17 protein-coding genes are annotated in these 17,620 nt (G+C 32.5%); 11 read left to right on the top strand and 6 right to left on the bottom strand.

The window, feature by feature from the left end; translation table 11 throughout:
• Window positions 1-23 precede the first annotated feature (23 nt).
• Window positions 24-2,636 carry an alanine--tRNA ligase gene (alaS, locus tag ABD011_RS05405; protein ID WP_343796414.1) on the bottom strand — a complete coding sequence of 871 codons (2,613 nt, stop codon included), beginning with the start codon at window positions 2,634-2,636 and terminating at the stop codon, window positions 24-26.
• Window positions 2,637-2,765: 129 nt separating this feature from the next.
• On the opposite strand from alaS, the gene ABD011_RS05400 reads away from it, so the two are divergent.
• The 6 genes from ABD011_RS05400 to ABD011_RS05375 are packed head-to-tail and all read left to right on the top strand — an operon-like array spanning window position 2,766 to window position 6,459.
• Window positions 2,766-3,737, top strand: a complete 972-nt coding sequence (locus ABD011_RS05400) for a M23 family metallopeptidase (RefSeq protein ID WP_129759165.1) — start codon at window positions 2,766-2,768, stop codon at window positions 3,735-3,737.
• A gap of 4 nt (window positions 3,738-3,741) precedes the next feature.
• Window positions 3,742-4,071, top strand: a complete 330-nt coding sequence (locus ABD011_RS05395; RefSeq protein ID WP_131505871.1) for a MerR family transcriptional regulator — start codon at window positions 3,742-3,744, stop codon at window positions 4,069-4,071.
• Between the two features lie 12 nt (window positions 4,072-4,083).
• Window positions 4,084-4,686 carry a LemA family protein gene (locus ABD011_RS05390; RefSeq protein ID WP_343796411.1) on the top strand — a complete coding sequence of 201 codons (603 nt, stop codon included), beginning with the start codon at window positions 4,084-4,086 and terminating at the stop codon, window positions 4,684-4,686.
• Complete coding sequence (locus ABD011_RS05385; RefSeq protein WP_134198726.1) at window positions 4,686-5,123, top strand: TPM domain-containing protein; 438 nt, start codon at window positions 4,686-4,688, stop codon at window positions 5,121-5,123. Before ABD011_RS05390 ends, ABD011_RS05385 begins: the two co-directional genes overlap by 1 nt.
• Window positions 5,123-5,956, top strand: a complete 834-nt coding sequence (locus tag ABD011_RS05380) for a TPM domain-containing protein (RefSeq protein WP_343796409.1) — start codon at window positions 5,123-5,125, stop codon at window positions 5,954-5,956. The genes ABD011_RS05385 and ABD011_RS05380 overlap by 1 nt, the downstream gene beginning before the upstream one ends.
• A gap of 2 nt (window positions 5,957-5,958) precedes the next feature.
• Window positions 5,959-6,459, top strand: a complete 501-nt coding sequence (locus ABD011_RS05375; RefSeq protein WP_343796407.1) for a TPM domain-containing protein — start codon at window positions 5,959-5,961, stop codon at window positions 6,457-6,459.
• Window positions 6,460-6,470: 11 nt separating this feature from the next.
• Here the strand turns inward: ABD011_RS05375 and der are convergent, their stop codons facing one another.
• The 3 genes from der to ABD011_RS05360 form a co-directional block, all read right to left on the bottom strand.
• Complete coding sequence (der, locus tag ABD011_RS05370) at window positions 6,471-7,775, bottom strand: ribosome biogenesis GTPase Der (protein WP_131505876.1); 1,305 nt, start codon at window positions 7,773-7,775, stop codon at window positions 6,471-6,473.
• Window positions 7,776-7,841: 66 nt separating this feature from the next.
• Window positions 7,842-8,723, bottom strand: coding sequence for a GTPase Era (gene era / locus ABD011_RS05365; RefSeq protein WP_343796790.1), 882 nt, complete (start codon window positions 8,721-8,723; stop codon window positions 7,842-7,844).
• A 94-nt stretch (window positions 8,724-8,817) separates the two neighbouring features.
• Entirely contained in the window at window positions 8,818-10,470 is a 1,653-nt protein-coding gene (locus ABD011_RS05360) for a solute:sodium symporter family transporter (RefSeq protein ID WP_343796405.1), read from the bottom strand.
• Between the two features lie 345 nt (window positions 10,471-10,815).
• Here ABD011_RS05360 and ABD011_RS05355 point away from each other — a divergent pair, with 345 nt between their 5' ends.
• From ABD011_RS05355 to ABD011_RS05340, 4 genes are all read left to right on the top strand, one after another.
• Complete coding sequence (locus ABD011_RS05355; protein ID WP_343796403.1) at window positions 10,816-12,117, top strand: tyrosine-type recombinase/integrase; 1,302 nt, start codon at window positions 10,816-10,818, stop codon at window positions 12,115-12,117.
• 161 nt (window positions 12,118-12,278) lie between these two features.
• Window positions 12,279-12,569, top strand: coding sequence for a helix-turn-helix transcriptional regulator (locus ABD011_RS05350; protein ID WP_343796401.1), 291 nt, complete (start codon window positions 12,279-12,281; stop codon window positions 12,567-12,569).
• A 296-nt stretch (window positions 12,570-12,865) separates the two neighbouring features.
• Window positions 12,866-13,366 (top strand): hypothetical protein, encoded by a 501-nt coding sequence (locus tag ABD011_RS05345; protein ID WP_343796399.1) that lies wholly within the window; start codon window positions 12,866-12,868, stop codon window positions 13,364-13,366.
• Between the two features lie 219 nt (window positions 13,367-13,585).
• Window positions 13,586-14,014: a hypothetical protein gene (locus ABD011_RS05340; RefSeq protein ID WP_343796397.1), complete on the top strand. Its 429-nt coding sequence runs from the start codon at window positions 13,586-13,588 to the stop codon at window positions 14,012-14,014.
• A 539-nt stretch (window positions 14,015-14,553) separates the two neighbouring features.
• Here the strand turns inward: ABD011_RS05340 and ABD011_RS05335 are convergent.
• Entirely contained in the window at window positions 14,554-15,033 is a 480-nt protein-coding gene (locus ABD011_RS05335) for a hypothetical protein (protein ID WP_343796395.1), read from the bottom strand.
• 15 nt (window positions 15,034-15,048) lie between these two features.
• Window positions 15,049-15,984 carry a hypothetical protein gene (locus ABD011_RS05330; RefSeq protein WP_343796393.1) on the bottom strand — a complete coding sequence of 312 codons (936 nt, stop codon included), beginning with the start codon at window positions 15,982-15,984 and terminating at the stop codon, window positions 15,049-15,051.
• Window positions 15,985-16,492: 508 nt separating this feature from the next.
• Between ABD011_RS05330 and ABD011_RS05325 the strand changes: the two genes are divergently transcribed.
• A complete protein-coding gene (locus ABD011_RS05325) occupies window positions 16,493-17,620 on the top strand; it encodes a putative phage abortive infection protein (RefSeq protein ID WP_343796391.1) in 1,128 nt (375 codons plus the stop codon).

Raw genomic sequence — 17,620 nt, 5'->3', positions numbered from 1 at the left:
CTGCTTAAAAACAGAATGATAATTTATGCGATATAACTTTTCACTGCTTCCAAAGCGTCTTTTATACCACTAGGATTTTTTCCTCCTGCAGTTGCAAAAAACGGTTGTCCGCCTCCACCACCTTGGATGTGTTTTCCTAATTCTCTAACAATTTGTCCCGCATTCAAGCTTTTTTCAGCAACCAATTCTTTTGAGATATAACAAGACAATAATGCCTTACCATCGTTTTCAGCACCAAAAAGTAGGAATAGGTTATCATATTGACTTCCTAACTCAAAGCATAAATCTTTTATTCCTGCTGCATCTAAATCAACTTGTTTTGCCAGAAATGTGATACCATTAACTTCGGTCAATTCATTTTTAAGCTCACCTTTTAAGTTTTTAGCTTTATCTTTTAAAAGCTGCTCTATTTGCTTTTTTAGGTTTGTATTTTCCTCTTGAAGATTCTGTAATGCTTTTACTGGCTCTTTAGCATTGTTAAGTAAATCTTTCATTTCAAAATACGCACGATTGTTTTCAAAATAGAAATCTTTTACAGCATCGTTTGTGATAGCTTCAATACGACGAATTCCAGCAGCAACTGCACCTTCAGATACAATTTTAAAATGCCAAATATCTGCAGTGTTTTTTACGTGAGTTCCACCACAAAGTTCTATAGATTTACCGAATTTTATAGTACGTACAGTATCGCCATATTTTTCTCCAAACAACGCCATTGCACCTTCGTCAATAGCTTGTTGCATTGGAATATTACGTTGTTCTTGCAATGGTAATTTACCTTCAATTCTAGCATTTACAAAGTTTTCTACATCACGCAATTCATCAACAGTTAGTTTAGAGAAATGCGAAAAGTCAAAACGTAAATACTTACTATGTACCGCACTACCTTTTTGCTCAACATGCGTTCCTAAAATCTCGCGCAATGCCTGATGCAATAAGTGTGTTGCAGTATGGTTACATTCCGTTCTGTAACGTTGTTTTGCATCTACAGTTGCTTTAAAAGTGCCTTGTACATTTTTAGGAAGACTCTTTGCAAAGTGAATAATAACATTGTTTTCCTTTTTGGTATCAACAATATATACAACATCACCAGAAGCATCTTCTAGATAGCCTTTATCGCCAACTTGTCCACCACCTTCAGCATAAAACGGTGTTAAATTAAACACCAGCTGGTACATTTCACCATCCTTTTTTGAGGTTACTTTTCGGTATTTAGTAAGCTTAACATTAGCTTCAGTAACATCATAACCAATAAACTCTTGCTCATCATCTTCAAGAACAATTGTCCAATCGTCTGATTTTAATTGAGAAGCTTGCTTACCACGTTCTTGTTGTTCTTTTAGTTTTTTATCAAACTCTTCGTGGTTATAGGTAAATCCGTTTTCACGAAGAATTAAATCGGTTAAATCTTCTGGAAAACCATAAGTATCTTTAAGTTCGAAAACTTTATTTCCTGAAATTTCTTTGGTGTTAGAATGTGTTATAATTCTATCAAGCAATAATAATCCTTGATCTAATGTTCTTAAGAAAGAAGCTTCTTCTTCTTTTATAACATTTTCTATTAGTTGTCTTTGTTCTTTTAATTCAGGGAAAGCTTCTCCCATTTTTTTGATAAGCACATCCACCAAACGGTAAATAAACGGCTCTTTTTGGTCTAAAAACGTAAATCCGTAACGAATAGCACGACGCAAAATTCTACGAATTACATAACCAGCGCCTGTATTACTTGGCAATTGTCCGTCTGCAATAGAAAACGCAACCGCACGAACGTGATCAGAGATAACTCTAATAGCAACATCTATCTTATCGTTTTTACCGTAATCTTTATCTGCGATGGTTTCAATTTCACGAATTATCGGTGTAAAAACATCAGTATCATAGTTACTTTGCACATTTTGTAACACCATACACAAACGCTCAAAGCCCATTCCGGTATCTATATGTTTGTTTGGTAAGTTTTCTAGAGAACCATTAGCTTTACGATTGTATTGCATAAAAACCAGGTTCCATATCTCCACCACTTGCGGATGATCCATATTCACTAATTCCTTACCAGAAACCTTTGCTTTTTCTTCAGCAGAACGAATATCAACATGAATCTCACTACAAGGACCACAAGGACCTTGATCTCCCATTTCCCAGAAATTATCTTTTTTATTACCTTTTAAAATTCGGTCTTCAGCAATGTACTGCTTCCAAATATCGTAGGCTTCGGTATCTAATGGCGTACCATCTTCTTCGTCACCTTCAAAAACGGTTACATATAAAATGTCTTTGTCTATTTTATAAACCTCTGTCAATAATTCCCAAGCCCAAGCAATCGCTTCTTTTTTAAAGTAATCACCAAAACTCCAGTTACCCAACATTTCAAACAATGTATGATGATAAGTATCATAACCAACTTCTTCTAAATCGTTGTGCTTTCCAGAAACACGCAAGCATTTTTGAGTATCAGCAATTCTATTGCTTTTTGGTGTGGCATTCCCTAAAAAATATTCTTTAAAAGGTGCCATTCCAGAGTTGACAAACATTAAAGTTGGATCATCTTTTAACACCATTGGTGCAGATGGTACAATAGTATGTTTTTTATCTTCAAAAAACTTTAGAAATTTTGAGCGTATCTCTTGAGACTTCATGTATGTTTAATTCTCGTTCTTGTTAAAATTATATTAATTGCGAAACAATTTTTATCTTTGGTCGTTTGCAAATAAAATTCATTTGATTGAAATGATTTTATCAATTGCAAAAATAGTATAAATAAAGAAATGAGTAAGGTAAAATATTATTATGATTCTGAAACACTTTCGTATAGAAAAATAGAACGAAAGAAGAGACGAACATTTAAGTACATTTCACTGTTTTTATTAGCTTCTGCCTTGTTTGGTTTTTTATTTGTGTTTATCGCAAGTCAGTATATTGAATCTCCAAAAGAAAAGGCTTTAAAACGTGAGCTTTCTAATATGCAGCTACAATTTCAGTTGCTCAATAAAAAAATGGATGAAACGCAAGATGTACTTGCCAATATTGAAGAGCGTGACAATGCTATTTATCGACTGTATTTTGAAGCAAACCCTATTCCTGAAGAACAACGAAAAGCTGGTTTTGGTGGTATTAACCGTTACAAAGACTTAGAAGGATTTGACAACTCTAAATTGATTATTGAAAGCCACCGAAGAATGGACATTCTTCAAAAGCAAATTGTTGTGCAATCACGCTCATTAGACGAAATAGCAACTTTAGCAAAAGACAAAGAAAAGTTTTTAGCCTCAATACCTGCCATTCAGCCTGTTAACAATGCCGAATTAACTCGTATGGCATCAGGTTATGGTTATAGAACTGACCCTTTTACTAAAGTGAGAAAATTTCATTTTGGTATGGATTTTACAGCTCCTCGCGGAACTCCTGTTTACGCTTCAGGAGATGGTGTTGTTACCAGAGCAGACAACAGAGCTACTGGTTATGGTAAACATATTAGAATAGACCATGGTTACGGATATGTTAGCCTTTATGCGCACTTATACAACTACAATGTACGTGCTAACCAAAAGGTTAAACGTGGTGATTTAATAGGTTTTGTTGGTAGTACAGGACGTTCTGAAGCTCCACATTTACACTATGAGATTTTTAAAGATGGTGAACGCATCAACCCTATTAACTTTTATTACGGAAATTTATCTGCTGAAGAATTCTCTGACTTACTAGAAAAAGCTTCTTTAGAAAACCAATCTTTAGATTAATTTTATGCATATAGAACTCCCAGAAAAACGATACTATGGCATTGGCGAAGTTGCAAAAGCTTTTGATGTCAATGCATCATTGATTCGTTTTTGGGAAAAAGAGTTTGATATTCTAAAGCCTAAAAAAAATGCAAAAGGCAACCGTAAATTCACACCAGAAGACATTAAAAACCTAAAGTTTATTTACCACTTGGTAAAAGAACGAGGATTTACTCTTGAAGGTGCAAAAACTCATCTTAAAGAAGAAAAGAAAAAATCGCTAAGTAATTTTGAAATAATTAGTAAATTAGAAGCTATAAAGGCGCAACTAATCAAAATTAAATCACAACTTTAAAACTCTCTTATCATGAAAAAATGGTTACCATGGATTATTGTTGCAATAATCGCAATAGGTTTGTACACTAAAGGAAAAGGTTTTTACAACGAAGCTATAAGCCTTGACGAAAACATTGGTGAGCAATGGTCCAAAGTAGAAAGTGCTTACCAATTAAGAAGTGACCTTATACCTAACTTAATGAAAGTTGCTGAACGCTATGCCGAATATGAGCAAGAAACTTTTAAAATAGTTACTGATGCGCGTTCTAAAGCCACAAGCATACAAATTGACCCATCAAATATTACTCCTGAGCAACTCACTCAGTTTAAAGAAGTGCAAAGCACTATGACCTCAGCTTTATCTAGGTTATTAGCTGTTTTTGAGCGCTATCCAGACTTAAAAGCTAATGAAAACTACAAAGAATTGATGAACAGTCTTGATCGTGTTGAAAAACGAATTAAAGTAGAACGCGACCGTTTTAATGAAACCATTACACCTTACAATAACTTAGTAAGGCAGTTTCCTAACAACCTATACGCTGGCTTTTTTGGATTTGAGAAAAAAGAACGTTTTGAATCTAACGAAGGCGCTGAAAAAGGTATTGACATAAACGATTACAAATCTGACAATTAATGTCTACCGTTGAAAATTTTCTTTCACAAACCGAAGAACAAGAGGTTATTAAAGCCATACGAGACGCTGAACGTTTAACTTCGGGTGAAATTCGTGTTCATTTAGAAAAATCCGATAATGGAAATGCCGAAGCACGTGCTATGGAAGTGTTTCATTATTTAAAAATGGACAATACCAAATTGCAAAATGGTGTTTTAATTTATGTAGCTGTAGAAGATAAGTCGTTTGCTATTTATGGAGATAAAGGCATTAATAATGTTGTGGCTAATGACTTTTGGGAAAGTACAAAAAACACTATTCAATCTCATTTTAAATCTGGTCGTTATAAGGACGGATTAATCTATGGCATTTTAACCGCTGGTGAGCAGTTACAGCATCACTTCCCTTGGAATCATTTTGATACTGATGAACTCCCAAATGAAATCTCAAAAATTTAATGCGCAATAGAGTTTACATATTAAGTTGTGTGATTGTATGCTTTTTTGCTACTCAGTTTTCATTTGCTCAATTTAAGATTCCTGAAAAACCTACAGGTAGCGATCAAACTAGTGTTTATGACTATATTGGACTGTTATCTAACTCTCAAAAAAACCATTTAGAGCAAAAACTGATAAAATATGCCGATTCTACTTCATCTCAAATAGTAGTTGCCATTATTAGTACATTAAATGGAGATGACATTACGCTAGTTGGTGCAAATTGGGGACACAAATGGGGAATTGGACAAGCTAAAGAGGATAACGGAATTTTAATCTTACTCGCTAAAGACGACCGTCAAATAGATATTAATACAGGTTACGGTATGGAATATCGACTCACTGATATTTTAGCCGAACGTATTATAAACAGAGTCATGATTCCTGAATTTAAAAAAGGGGATTTTTACAGTGGACTAGACAAAGGAACAGATGCAATTTTTGAAGTATTAAACGGTGAATTTAAAGCTGAATCTACCAAAGAAGATTATAGTTTCCCTATTGGTGTTTTTGTGGTCTTGCTTGTGATGTTTATTGTACTCTTAATTGCGATTTCTAGTAATCGTCGTGGTAAAGGTGGCGGAAACAGTGGTGGCAAAGGTAAAGACTTAGATAGTAGAGATATTTTAGAAGCCATTATATTGAGTAATATGGGACGAGGAAGCTACGGAAGAAGTTCAGGTGGAGGTATTTTTGGCGGAAGCTCAGGTGGTGGAAGCTTTGGTGGAGGTGGTTTTAGTGGTGGCTTCGGTGGAGGCGGATTTGGAGGTGGTGGAGCCTCAGGAAGTTGGTAGTTATGAAAAAGACGATTGTATTATTATTTATCATATTTATTTCGTGCAAAGGACATCAACCAGAAAGGAAGAATCCTTTTTCACATTTGCCCAAGAATGAACAACAGAATATTATTTCTGACTTTTCAAACCTTTTTTCTTTTGAAGAAGAAAACGCTTTATCTCATAAAATAGCCGATTATGAATCTACAACTACCAATCAAATAGTAGTTATCACTATAGACTCAATAGTTCCGAATCATTTAAGTATACAGGAATACGCTATTGAAATTGGAAATTATTGGGGAGTTGGACAATACAAAAAGGACAACGGATTAATTATTGCTATTTGCAAACCACAAAAACAAGTAGCGATTGCAACAGGTTATGAAACTGAAAAAACACTTACAGATTCCATCTGTCAAGATATCATTGATACTTCAATGCTTCCCTTTTTTAAAAAAGAGAATTACTACCAAGGCATTAATAATGCTCTAGATTCAATTATAAAAAAATGGAATTAATAAAATAGCAGCTATTTCTTACGCATATAAACGCTTACAGGAACTCCATGAAAATCAAAATGTTCCCTAAGTTTATTTTCTAAAAAGCGCTTATAAGGTTCTTTTACATATTGAGGTAAATTACAGAAAAATGCAAATTGCGGTTGTGGTGTTGGCAATTGCATAATGTATTTGATTTTTACATACTTACCTTTATATGCTGGTGGTGGATTATGGTCTATAATTGGTAATAACACTTCATTAAGCACACTAGTTTTTATACGCTTTGTTCTGTTTTTATAAACTTCAACAGCTGTTTCAATAGCTTTAAAAATACGTTGCTTGTTCAATACCGAAATAAACACAATTGGCACATCAACAAAAGGTTCAGTTTCTCGTCTTATCATTTTTTCAAACTCTCTGGTTGTTTTATTGTCCTTTTCAACCAAATCCCATTTGTTTACCAAAATAACAATGCCTTTACGGTTACGTTCGGCTAGCCAAAAAATGTTTTGTACTTGACCATCAAACCCTCTTGTTGCATCTAAAACCAATAAGCACACATCGCAATGTTCAATAGCTCTAACGCTTCGCATTACTGAATAAAACTCGAGGTTTTCTTTTACTTTAGATTTTTTACGTATTCCTGCGGTGTCTACTAAATTGAACTCAAAACCAAAACGATTATATTTTGTATCAATGGAGTCTCTTGTAGTACCAGCAATATCAGTAACTATATATCTATCTTCACCTATCAAAGCATTGATAAAAGAAGATTTCCCTGCATTGGGACGACCTACAACTGCAAATCGTGGCAACTCTTCTTCTTCTACTTCTTCTTTTTCAGGTAAGGCTTCAACTAGAGCATCTAACAAATCTCCTGTTCCACTACCATTAATACTTGCAATAGTATAATACTCTCCAAGACCTAATGCATAAAACTCTACTGCATCTTCAGCACGCTTAGCATTGTCAACTTTATTAACAGCTAAAAACACTGGTTTTTCAACTTTACGAAGAAGTTTAGCAACGTCCTCGTCCATTCCTGTTACACCAGTTTCTACATCAACCATAAAAATAATGGCATCGGCTTCATCTATAGCAAGTTCTACTTGTTTATCAATTTCGGCTTCAAAAACATCATCACTACCAATAACATAACCACCTGTGTCGATAAGAGAAAACTCTTTACCGTTCCAATCACTTTTTCCATAATGACGGTCTCTGGTAACTCCACTAACAGCATCAACAATGGCTTCTCTACGTTGTATTAAACGATTAAAGAAGGTTGATTTTCCTACATTTGGTCTTCCTACAATAGCTACTATGTTGCTCATTATGATTATTTTTTTGCGCCTGCAAAGATAATATTAGTTTGCAGTATTTTTAGATAAAAAAGTGTTTTACTTTTGGTTATACCCAAAACGCTTTAATTGATTTGTATTTGTACGCCAATTTTTATTGACTTTTACATATAATTCTAAATGAATTTGTTTGCCAAAGAATTTTTCTAAATCTTTTCTAGCCTCAATACCTACGCGTTTTAAAGCAGCTCCTTTATGTCCAATGATAATACCTTTTTGAGTATCGCGCTCTACCATAATTACCGAACGCATTCTAATAATATTTTCTTCTTCAAAAAACTCTTCGGTATCAATTTCTACAGCATAAGGAATTTCTTTCTTATAGTATAAAAGTATTTTTTCGCGAATGGTTTCATTAACAAAAAAGCGTTCAGGTTTATCGGTAAGCTGATCTTTTGGATAAAAAGGTGGTGACTCAGGAAGCAACTCTATAATTCTGTTAAACACTTCTTTTACTTGAAACCCTTCTAATGCAGAAATAGGAAAAATTTCAGCATTTGGCACTTTTATTGCCCAAGATTGAACTTGCTCTTCTAGCTGTTGCTGGTCAGAAGTATCTATTTTATTCAATAATAATAAAACAGGGATTTTAGAATTGGTGATTTTATTGAAAAAGGCTTCATCTTTCAACTCCTTTTCTCCAATTTCAACCATGTAAATTAATACATCGGCATCATCAAAAGCAGATTTCACAAAATCCATCATGGATTCTTGAAGTTCATATGCTGGCTTTATAATTCCTGGTGTATCACTTAAAACCACCTGAAAGTCGTCTCCATTTACAATACCTAATATTCTATGACGAGTAGTTTGCGCCTTAGAAGTTATTATTGATAATTTTTCACCTATAAACGCATTCATAAGTGTTGACTTACCAACGTTAGGGTTTCCTATAATATTTACAAATCCAGCTTTATGCATTTTCATTATTTCTTGTTGGCAAAGATACAGCTTAATATTATAAAAAAACCTTTCAAGCTATTTGAAAGGTTTTTTAAGTTAATTGAGGTTTATTTTACTTTGAAAAATAGACGTAAATAGCAACTACTATAAGTGTAATTAATCCGCCTACAAGCTTTACATGTTTCCATGGTGTAATATCAACTTGCTCAGTATACTCTTGCACATAAGCTTCTTTTCTTGGGAAGAAATATCCAATCACAAGCATTATTATAATGTTAGCTACAAACAAGATAGCCATAATGTGCAAAAAGTGCGGATATGCTTCGGCTTCTACCAGCTTTAATACAGCAGGATCTGTAACTCCTGAAGCTTTTGCAGCTTCTAATGCTTTTTCTACTTTATTTGGACCAATTATGAACTGACTAACAATATACATTATTGATCCTGATATAATACCAATTTTAGCAGCAATGGCTGGTACTCTTTTGGTTAAATATCCAACAACAATAATTGTAAGTATTGGAATGCTGTAAATACCATTAATTTCTTGTAAATACTTAAATAAGCTTCCTGCATTTTCTATCATAGGAGCAATAAACATTGCTGCCAATGCTAAGCATATACCAAAGATTTTACCATATTTTACAACTGTAGATTCATCGGCATTTTTATTGATATGTTGTTTGTAAATATCAATACCAAACAATGTTACCGAACTATTCAATACACTATTAAAAGAACTTAAAATAGCACCAAACAACACTGCTGCGAAAAATCCAACAAGATATTTAGGTAATACAGCTCGTACTAATTCAGGATACGCTAAATCACTAGAAGCAAGTCCGCCTTCAAAATAGTAATAGGCAATCATACCTGGAAGCACTAAAATTAATGGTCCTAAAATTTTTATAAATGAAGCAAGCACTAATCCTTTTTGTCCTTCAGCTAAGTTTTTAGCCCCAAGTGCTCTTTGTATGATTTGTTGGTTGGTTCCCCAATAAAATAACTGAACCAACATCATTCCTGTAAAAATGGTTGAAAAAGGAACCTCTTGTCCTGGGTTACCTGTAGAATCAAAACGTTCTGGGTTTGCAGACATAAGTGTTTCTAAACCTCCAAAAACCGAACCATCACCAATTGCCATTAATCCAAAAACTGGTATCAATATTCCTCCTATCAACAAACCTATTGCGTTAATTGAATCTGATACTACAACAGCTTTTAAGCCACCAAAAACTGCATAAATAGATCCAATTATTCCAATTCCCCAAATACAAATTACCAAAGCTGAAGAATCTGAAACGTTTAATAGTGTTGGCACATCAAACATTCCGCTAATTGCTACAGAACCAGAGTACAAAATTACAGGTAGCAATACCACAACATAACCCGTCAAAAACAAAGCTGATGTTATGGTTTTAGTAGAGACGTCAAATCTATTAGCTAAAAACTGAGGAATTGTTGTTAGTCCACTTTTAAGGTATCTTGGCAACAAGAAAATAGCAGTTACAATCATAGCAATAGCTGCTAAGGTTTCCCATGCCATTACTGATAAACCATCAGTATATGCGCTACCATTAAGACCAACAATTTGTTCGGTTGATAAATTAGTCAATAATAAAGATCCTGCAATAACTCCTGCAGTTAGACTTCGTCCTCCTAAAAAGTATCCATCGGAAGATTTTTCATCAGTTTTACGCGTTGCATAATAGGAAATTATAGCCACAAGCGCAGTAAACCCAACAAAGGATAGAATTCCAATCATAATAATGTTACGTTAAATATTAGTTAGTTATAAAGGGCAAAAAACTATGCTCAATGCCTCTAATTTATAAAAGTAACTAAAATATAGTTTATAATTGGTATTCTCAGACTTTTCATAAAATTAAAAAGCCAAACACTTTCGTATTTGGCTTGTTGTAGCGGGAACTGGACTATATTTTCATTATGCCACTTAATTTCACTTTTAAACAAACAAAACAAAGTCCTTATATACAAAAGGATTAGAAAGATATTTTAGAATTTTAGATTAAGTAAAATTAACTAATCTAAATCAAAATATTGGGAATATATCGGGAATTAGTATATTAGCAATAGAATAAATAAGGCTATGGCAAGTATAAAATTCAATATTATTTCAAAAAACAACCCCTCCAACCTCAACATACGTTTTTATCATGGTAGAAATATTGACTGCAACGCTCCTTCCAACATCCTAATTGACCCAAAACTTTGGAGCAATAAAATGCAAAACTTAAAGCCTTTAGTTGACAAAGAGACTAAAGACGACTATCAGACCAAAATAAATACCCTTAAAAACAATATTGTAAGAAGCTTTAATGAAGATTATGCCAATGGCAAGATAATTAATTCAAAGTGGTTAAAAAGTGTTATCAATGATTTTTACAATAGACCTACTGGAGAAGATGATTACAGAATTTTCCTTATCCCTTTTATTGAAGAATACATAAAAGAAACTGAACATAGAATCAACCCTAAAACTGGGAAAAAGATTTCGTTTAGAACTATTCAGAAATACAAAACCACACTTAAACAGATACAAGATTTTGAGAACCATCAAAAGGCAAAATTTAAAATAACAGATGTTAACCTTTCATTTCACAAAACTTTCACAGCCTATCTAAAACTAGAATTGAAATACTCCAACACAATGATTGAAAAAATCATAAGTCAACTAAAAGCCTTTGTAAAAGGCGCAAAAGAAAAAGGCTATGATTATAGTATTGAAATCGAAAGTAATAAATTTACCTTCAGAAGAGACGAAACAATAGAAACTTACTTAAATGAAAGTGAAATAACAACTATTTTTAATTTAGACTTTTCGGACAATGAAAGGTTAGATAATACTAGAGACTTGTTTATAATTGGTCTCCGAACTGGTTTAAGAATTAGCGACCTAAAACGTATAAATCAATTTTTATTTTCTAACAATGTAGTAGTTATTTCAGCTACTGAAAAAACTGGCGCAACTGTAAAAATCCCATTACACCCACAAGTAAAGGAAATCCTTAAAAAGAGAAACAGCAAACTGCCAAAAATAATTTCCGAACAGAAGTTTAATGACTACATAAAAGAAATTTGTTTAGAAGCTGGATTTACTCAAAAGATATTAGGAAATAAAAGAAACCCAGAAACCAACAGAAAAGAAAAAGGTTATTATCCAAAATATAAATTGGTAAGCAGTCATATTTGCAGAAGGTCGTTTGCAACTAACCTTTACGGCAAGATAGATGATAGAACCATTATGAAAGTAACTTCGCACAAAAGCGTCAAGCAGTTCCACAAGTACATTCGCATTTCAGACACAGAATATGTAAACAGGTTGGCTGAATATTGGGAAAATGAAAATGAATTATCTAATTCTAAACCTCAACTAAAGGTGTCAAATTAATTTTTTTCATTTTTTTTTAATGTGTCAATATTTCAAAAACCCTTGAAAAATTTACCCTTTAGCATTAAATTTGAGTGAAATGTAATAATTCAGCAAAGAAAAATACTTGTTTATACGAATTAATTTACGTTAACTTTGCTTAAATTATTATACATTTTTAAATGAGTTCCTTATATCTCGAAGGGATTAAGCTTGATAAGTTTACCCTTCATTTAAAACAGATTATAAGGGAATGTTTAGAAGAAGCAGACCAGTCGGAGTACAAAAAAACTATCCCTTTAGAAGACAATAATTCTAAGCTACTTTCTCGTAAAGAAGTCAGTCAGTATTTAAAAGTTTCACTCGTAACTTTATATGAGTGGGAGAAAAAAGAAACCTTAGTACCAATAAGAATAGGCACTAGGGTAAGATACCACCTATCTGACATTATAGACTTCACAGAAAATCAATAGCAAATTTTATTAACTAAAAGGCACTTCTAGCTTAAATTGGAAAAAGAAGTGCCTAAAAACATTTTATTATGAGCAAATTTAGACCTAAAAGGACAAGAAGACAAATTTTTGTTTTTAGAGAGTTGAGAAAACAATTTATTAGTGAACACTCCCATTTCTGTTTAACAAAATATTGTATTTATGATATTATAAGAAGATTATCGTATTACGATACTTATAATTATGAGGCAAATCAAAAAAGAGTATCTGAATGGATTGGAGTGAGCGAAGCTACAATTTCGTATCATATAAAAACAATGTTAAAACTAGGAATAATAGAAAAAACTGATTTAGGGTTTAAAATTTCAGACAATAAGGCTGTTGAAGAATTTAACAACAAAGACAAAAGAGGCAGCTTTGTAATCATTGACTTTTATGTTAGAGACAAAATAAATTCAAAATTTGGTTATTTAACATTGGAACAATTCTTAATATTGACTTTTCTTTTTACTACTCAATTAACAAAATATAGAGCTAAAAAAGTTTCAAATATTTCAAGATTAACTCTTACAAATAAAAGCACTGTTCAAAGCGCATTAAAAAAATTTCAAGAACTAAACATTATCGATTCTAATTGGAGAATTGTTGAAGAAGTTGAATATGATTGCTTTGAAGGTTTAGATGAACAAATATTAAGTAGGGCAAATATAAACGATGACCCAATTTATGAACCATTTGGGAGTGGACTCTTTGAAAAAACAAGAGAAGTTATACGTAAAGAAAAAAGACAAAAGCAACTTAGAAAAGGATTCAGATAATTAGAAGATTTTTGCATTAAATTCAAAGTTCACTCATTCCAATTAGAAGTATTCTATTTCAATTAGAAGATTGATAATATTAGTTTAAATTTTGACCATAGTATTAAATCTAGTATTAAATAATATTAAAGAATATTACACTTTATTATCGCACAGCGAAAATATTGTAAGTAGTTTACATGTGTGCAAAAATTATGTTTCCACTATTTTTATTAAATTATGAATGATTCAATTTCAAATTCAGCAAACAAGAACCAAAGCAATTTGGGCATGAAAAATTCTGGCAGAAATGCTGGAAGTAAGAATCGACTAAACAGTAATGCTAAAGAAGTATTGTACGAGGTACTAAAGGATGACCTAAAGAGGTTAGACAAATTGATGAACACACAGCATTATGACGAAAGAATGATGCACCTAAAACATTTCAGTAAGATACTCACTACTGGAAATGATGAGGTAGCAACAAAGAGCAGGGAATTAATCTTTGAGGGTTTACAGGAACACTATAAAAAGATGAAGTTCTATTTTCCACACGTTCCCCAAGAAAAAAAGATTGGGGAGTTAAGACAGTTTTTAAAACTATTACCTATTGATAATATAGAAGATGTTATTCAAGACATGAAGAAACAGAATATTAACTTTAGATAATAGCATTAAAACAGCAATAAAAGCCTTTGTAAATGGAAATCCTATAACTCCATACATACAGAGGCTTTTATATTTAACAACATAAAAAGACCCCCACCATTAAAATACAATCTATTATTTTAAGTGTAACTAGACAAGAACTACTCCTGACGATGTTTTTTCAAATTGTAGAAAAAGTGATATTTCATGTAAATTTTTATACCAAAATTGTAAATTTTGACCTCAAAATTGTAAAAAAACTCCATTTTTTGAAATTTTCTCTTTTTAACCACTTTTTGATTCAAATTACTGAATACCAACACTCTAACTTCAATAAGGGTGGGATAGTTTTGAAAAAACGGTTTTTTTGAAGATGCAAAAATTTATAAAAAACCGATAAAGTTAAAATATAAAGAAAACCCTTATAAACAAAGGTTTTTCTGCTTTTAAGGGTATGACAGTTTATACCCAAAACATAAAGAAAGGCACACTCTTGTAAGTCCAACTAGGTAAAAACTACACCTGACGATGATTTTTTTTAGCTTTTTAAAAAGTAATATTTAGAGGTTAATCCTAAACCTACCGTTTGTAATCACAGCTTCTGAAGGTGTTGAGGTGTTGGGAACTACTTCCGTGTTTACAACCTCTGCGTTACTTCCCTGAAACTCTCCATAGATATAAGCTTCTGTTACCTCAACAAATTCAACAGTAATGGACTTAAACCTTAAATCCTCATCATTACCCAAGTAATAACCCAAATAGCCCTCTTCTGTTTCTGTATTAATTGTAACAACATCTCCTTGCTCAATTGTGTTTGTCAAAAAATGAAGGTTAAAGTAAGGGAGTTCTTCTCCAGTAACTTCAAAACTATCATTGTCGATACCTCTCCAAAATTGAGCCGTATGGTAATCCCCTCCTAAACTGCTCCAAGTAATATACTCGTCATTGTTTACTGGAGGTTGGTCATTGGAATCATCACTACTGCAAGAAATGAATAAAAAAACGGTTAAAATGATTAATGTGTAAATAAAATGTTTCATGGTTTATTTGAATTATTATAATTGTTCAACTGATAGTATATTTCCTTGTAAATCAACTTTTGCCCTAACTTCATTTAGCACTTTGGCACCAAAAGCATTTGTTCCCCTAAATTTCATAAACACATAAATAAAACTTCCTTTATCCGCATAGGTTGATTCTACATGCTCAAAACTTTTGGGGTCGTTCATGTTGTTCTTCACATACCTTTTCAGTTTTGTATGGCTGCCATCCCAAACAGAAAATTGTTTTAGTATATCCTTTTCTCTTTGGGCTTCTTTTAAGTTTATAGAATGCTGCAGGGAATCGGGGATAAAAATGATTTGAGGTATTTCTGGAGAAGTTTCTAAAGCACTATTTAAGAGAGTATCTAAACTCTTTTGATAATTGGACTGTAATAAATCCGTAGAGGCTCTCCAATTGCCTTTAGAGGCGTTTTTGGTCAATTGAAAGTAAATAGTATCAGAATTAGCAGATGCTCCCCATGATTTAATGAAAGACCCTTTCCAATCTTTTACAATACTATCCGCCCAATTAGTTTTTACAGCTCTCAATTTGTCTAATCTTGCTTTCTTTTGTTGCTGCTCCTTTTCTTCTTTTTCAATTATTGCTGTTTTGATACTATCAATTTTCTGTTCTGCTGTTTGTATTCCTTTTAAAGCATCTTTATACTGCTTGTTATCCTTGCCTACTCTTTCAAATCTATTTATTGCCTCTTTGTATTCTCCCCTATTTAAAAGAGAGTTTCCTTCCTCATAGTAGTTTACTGGAAACAAAATAGCGATGACTATCCCAAAAAGAATTAGGGACATGAATAAGGCGCAAAATAAGTAAACAAGCTTTTTCCAAAGTTTAGAATCTCTCTGAAAGATTCCATAAATACCTACTGGAGGAAATATAAAGAGGAGTATTATTAGGAGTGCCTTATTGTTATACCATTTACCTTTTTCCATATCTAAAACTATTATCTGTTACAAAACTCTTCTGTACTTATTGAAAACCTTACGGCTTTCCTTAACAGTCTTTAGATATGGGCAAAAAAAAGAGCGTACCCATATCACATTGAAAGTAGTGGCTCGGCAAAGCCAAACAGAACAACGGAACAGGCACGCCTTATTGGCGTACTGCTTAAACCGTCTTGCTCTGTTAATGAAATTTTGCCGATTTCTACTTTCAAGACTATTTTAGTACTAATATGTATAACCCTTTAAGGGTTTATTTTCTAAAAACAAATCTATCAAATTTGTATGAAAGTTTAGGTAAAAGTTACTTTAAAGAAAAAATGCTGCCGAAAAACTTACATTTTTAAGCAGTACCAAAAACGACCTCAATTTTCCGCAGCCCAATTTTGAAAAAAAACAGTTACATTTTCCTTTAGAAAATTCAAAGAGGCTTATTCTACTTTTCTCTATTATAAATAGTTAAATTAGACACAAATTAACAAATCACAACTCTTTAATTATGGAAAACGAAAATAAAGAAAGCAAAAAACTATGGAGTAAAGGGGTTATTGCTCTTATTGTCTTTGCTTTTTTATTAATTATTTTCTCTTTTATTGCTCCTGTTATATTTACGCAGCCTTCTGGAAAAGTTGCATTTGGAAATGACACGGGGGTTATTGGAGACACCATTGGAGGAATTATGAATCCTTTCATTGCACTAGCAGGAGTTATAGTTACTGGACTAGCTTTCTATATGCAATTAAGAGCAAACCAAATTCAGATTTCCAACTTCAAAAAAGAGTTAGATGCCCAAAAAGACCAAAATAAACTATCTCAATTCGAGTCTCAATTTTATGAAATGCTGAGGTTGCACAAAGAGAATGTAAATGAAATTGAGGTTGAGGTTTTTGAGTTTAGTGAAACTGAAATAAAAAATGCCCCAACCAGAAACAATGACCTTTTAAGTAGTCGTTCTCCTGTGGTTGAGTTATCTAAAGTTTCCAAAACTATAAAAGGTAGGGACGTATTTTTGTATTTCTCTAATGAACTTGAAATTACTTATAATTTTTTAGAGGAAAATGAAGAGTTAAAAGAAAATGAAAGATTCTCTTTGGCTTATAGGTCTTTCTTTAATGGTGCGTTACATCAAATTGAATATGATGAATTGGAAGTGCTAATAAAAGAACACAAAACAAAGTTTTTATCTGGCAGTAATTATATATCTAATTCTAGTGAAAGTATGGATGTGTTTTACTCAACATCTGTAATATCCAAATATCCCTTATTAAAAGGTTACGAAAATAGTTTAGGTCATTATTATAGACATTTATTTCATACTGTAAAATTTATAGCTCTTCAAGATGAAAAATTTATATCATATCAGGAAAAGCGAAAATACCTAAGAATATTAAGAGCCCAACTTTCAAATTACGAACAAGCTATGCTGTTTTACAACTATATTGTTTATGCCCCTGAATGGGAAAAAGGAAACAAGTTTTTTACTGATTATAGAATGATACACAACCTCAATCCAAATATTTTAATAGATTCAAAAACAGTAAAAGAAAAACATGAAGAATTAAAAAAAGTAAACGCTAGAGCTTACAAAGAAGAAGACTATGTTTTTGAGTCACAAAAAGGAAAATAA

The sequence above is a fragment of the Gaetbulibacter jejuensis genome, from assembly GCF_039524015.1.
Classification (GTDB): Bacteria; Bacteroidota; Bacteroidia; order Flavobacteriales; family Flavobacteriaceae; genus Gaetbulibacter_B; species Gaetbulibacter_B jejuensis.
This window is presented reverse-complemented; position numbering and strand designations above follow the sequence as displayed.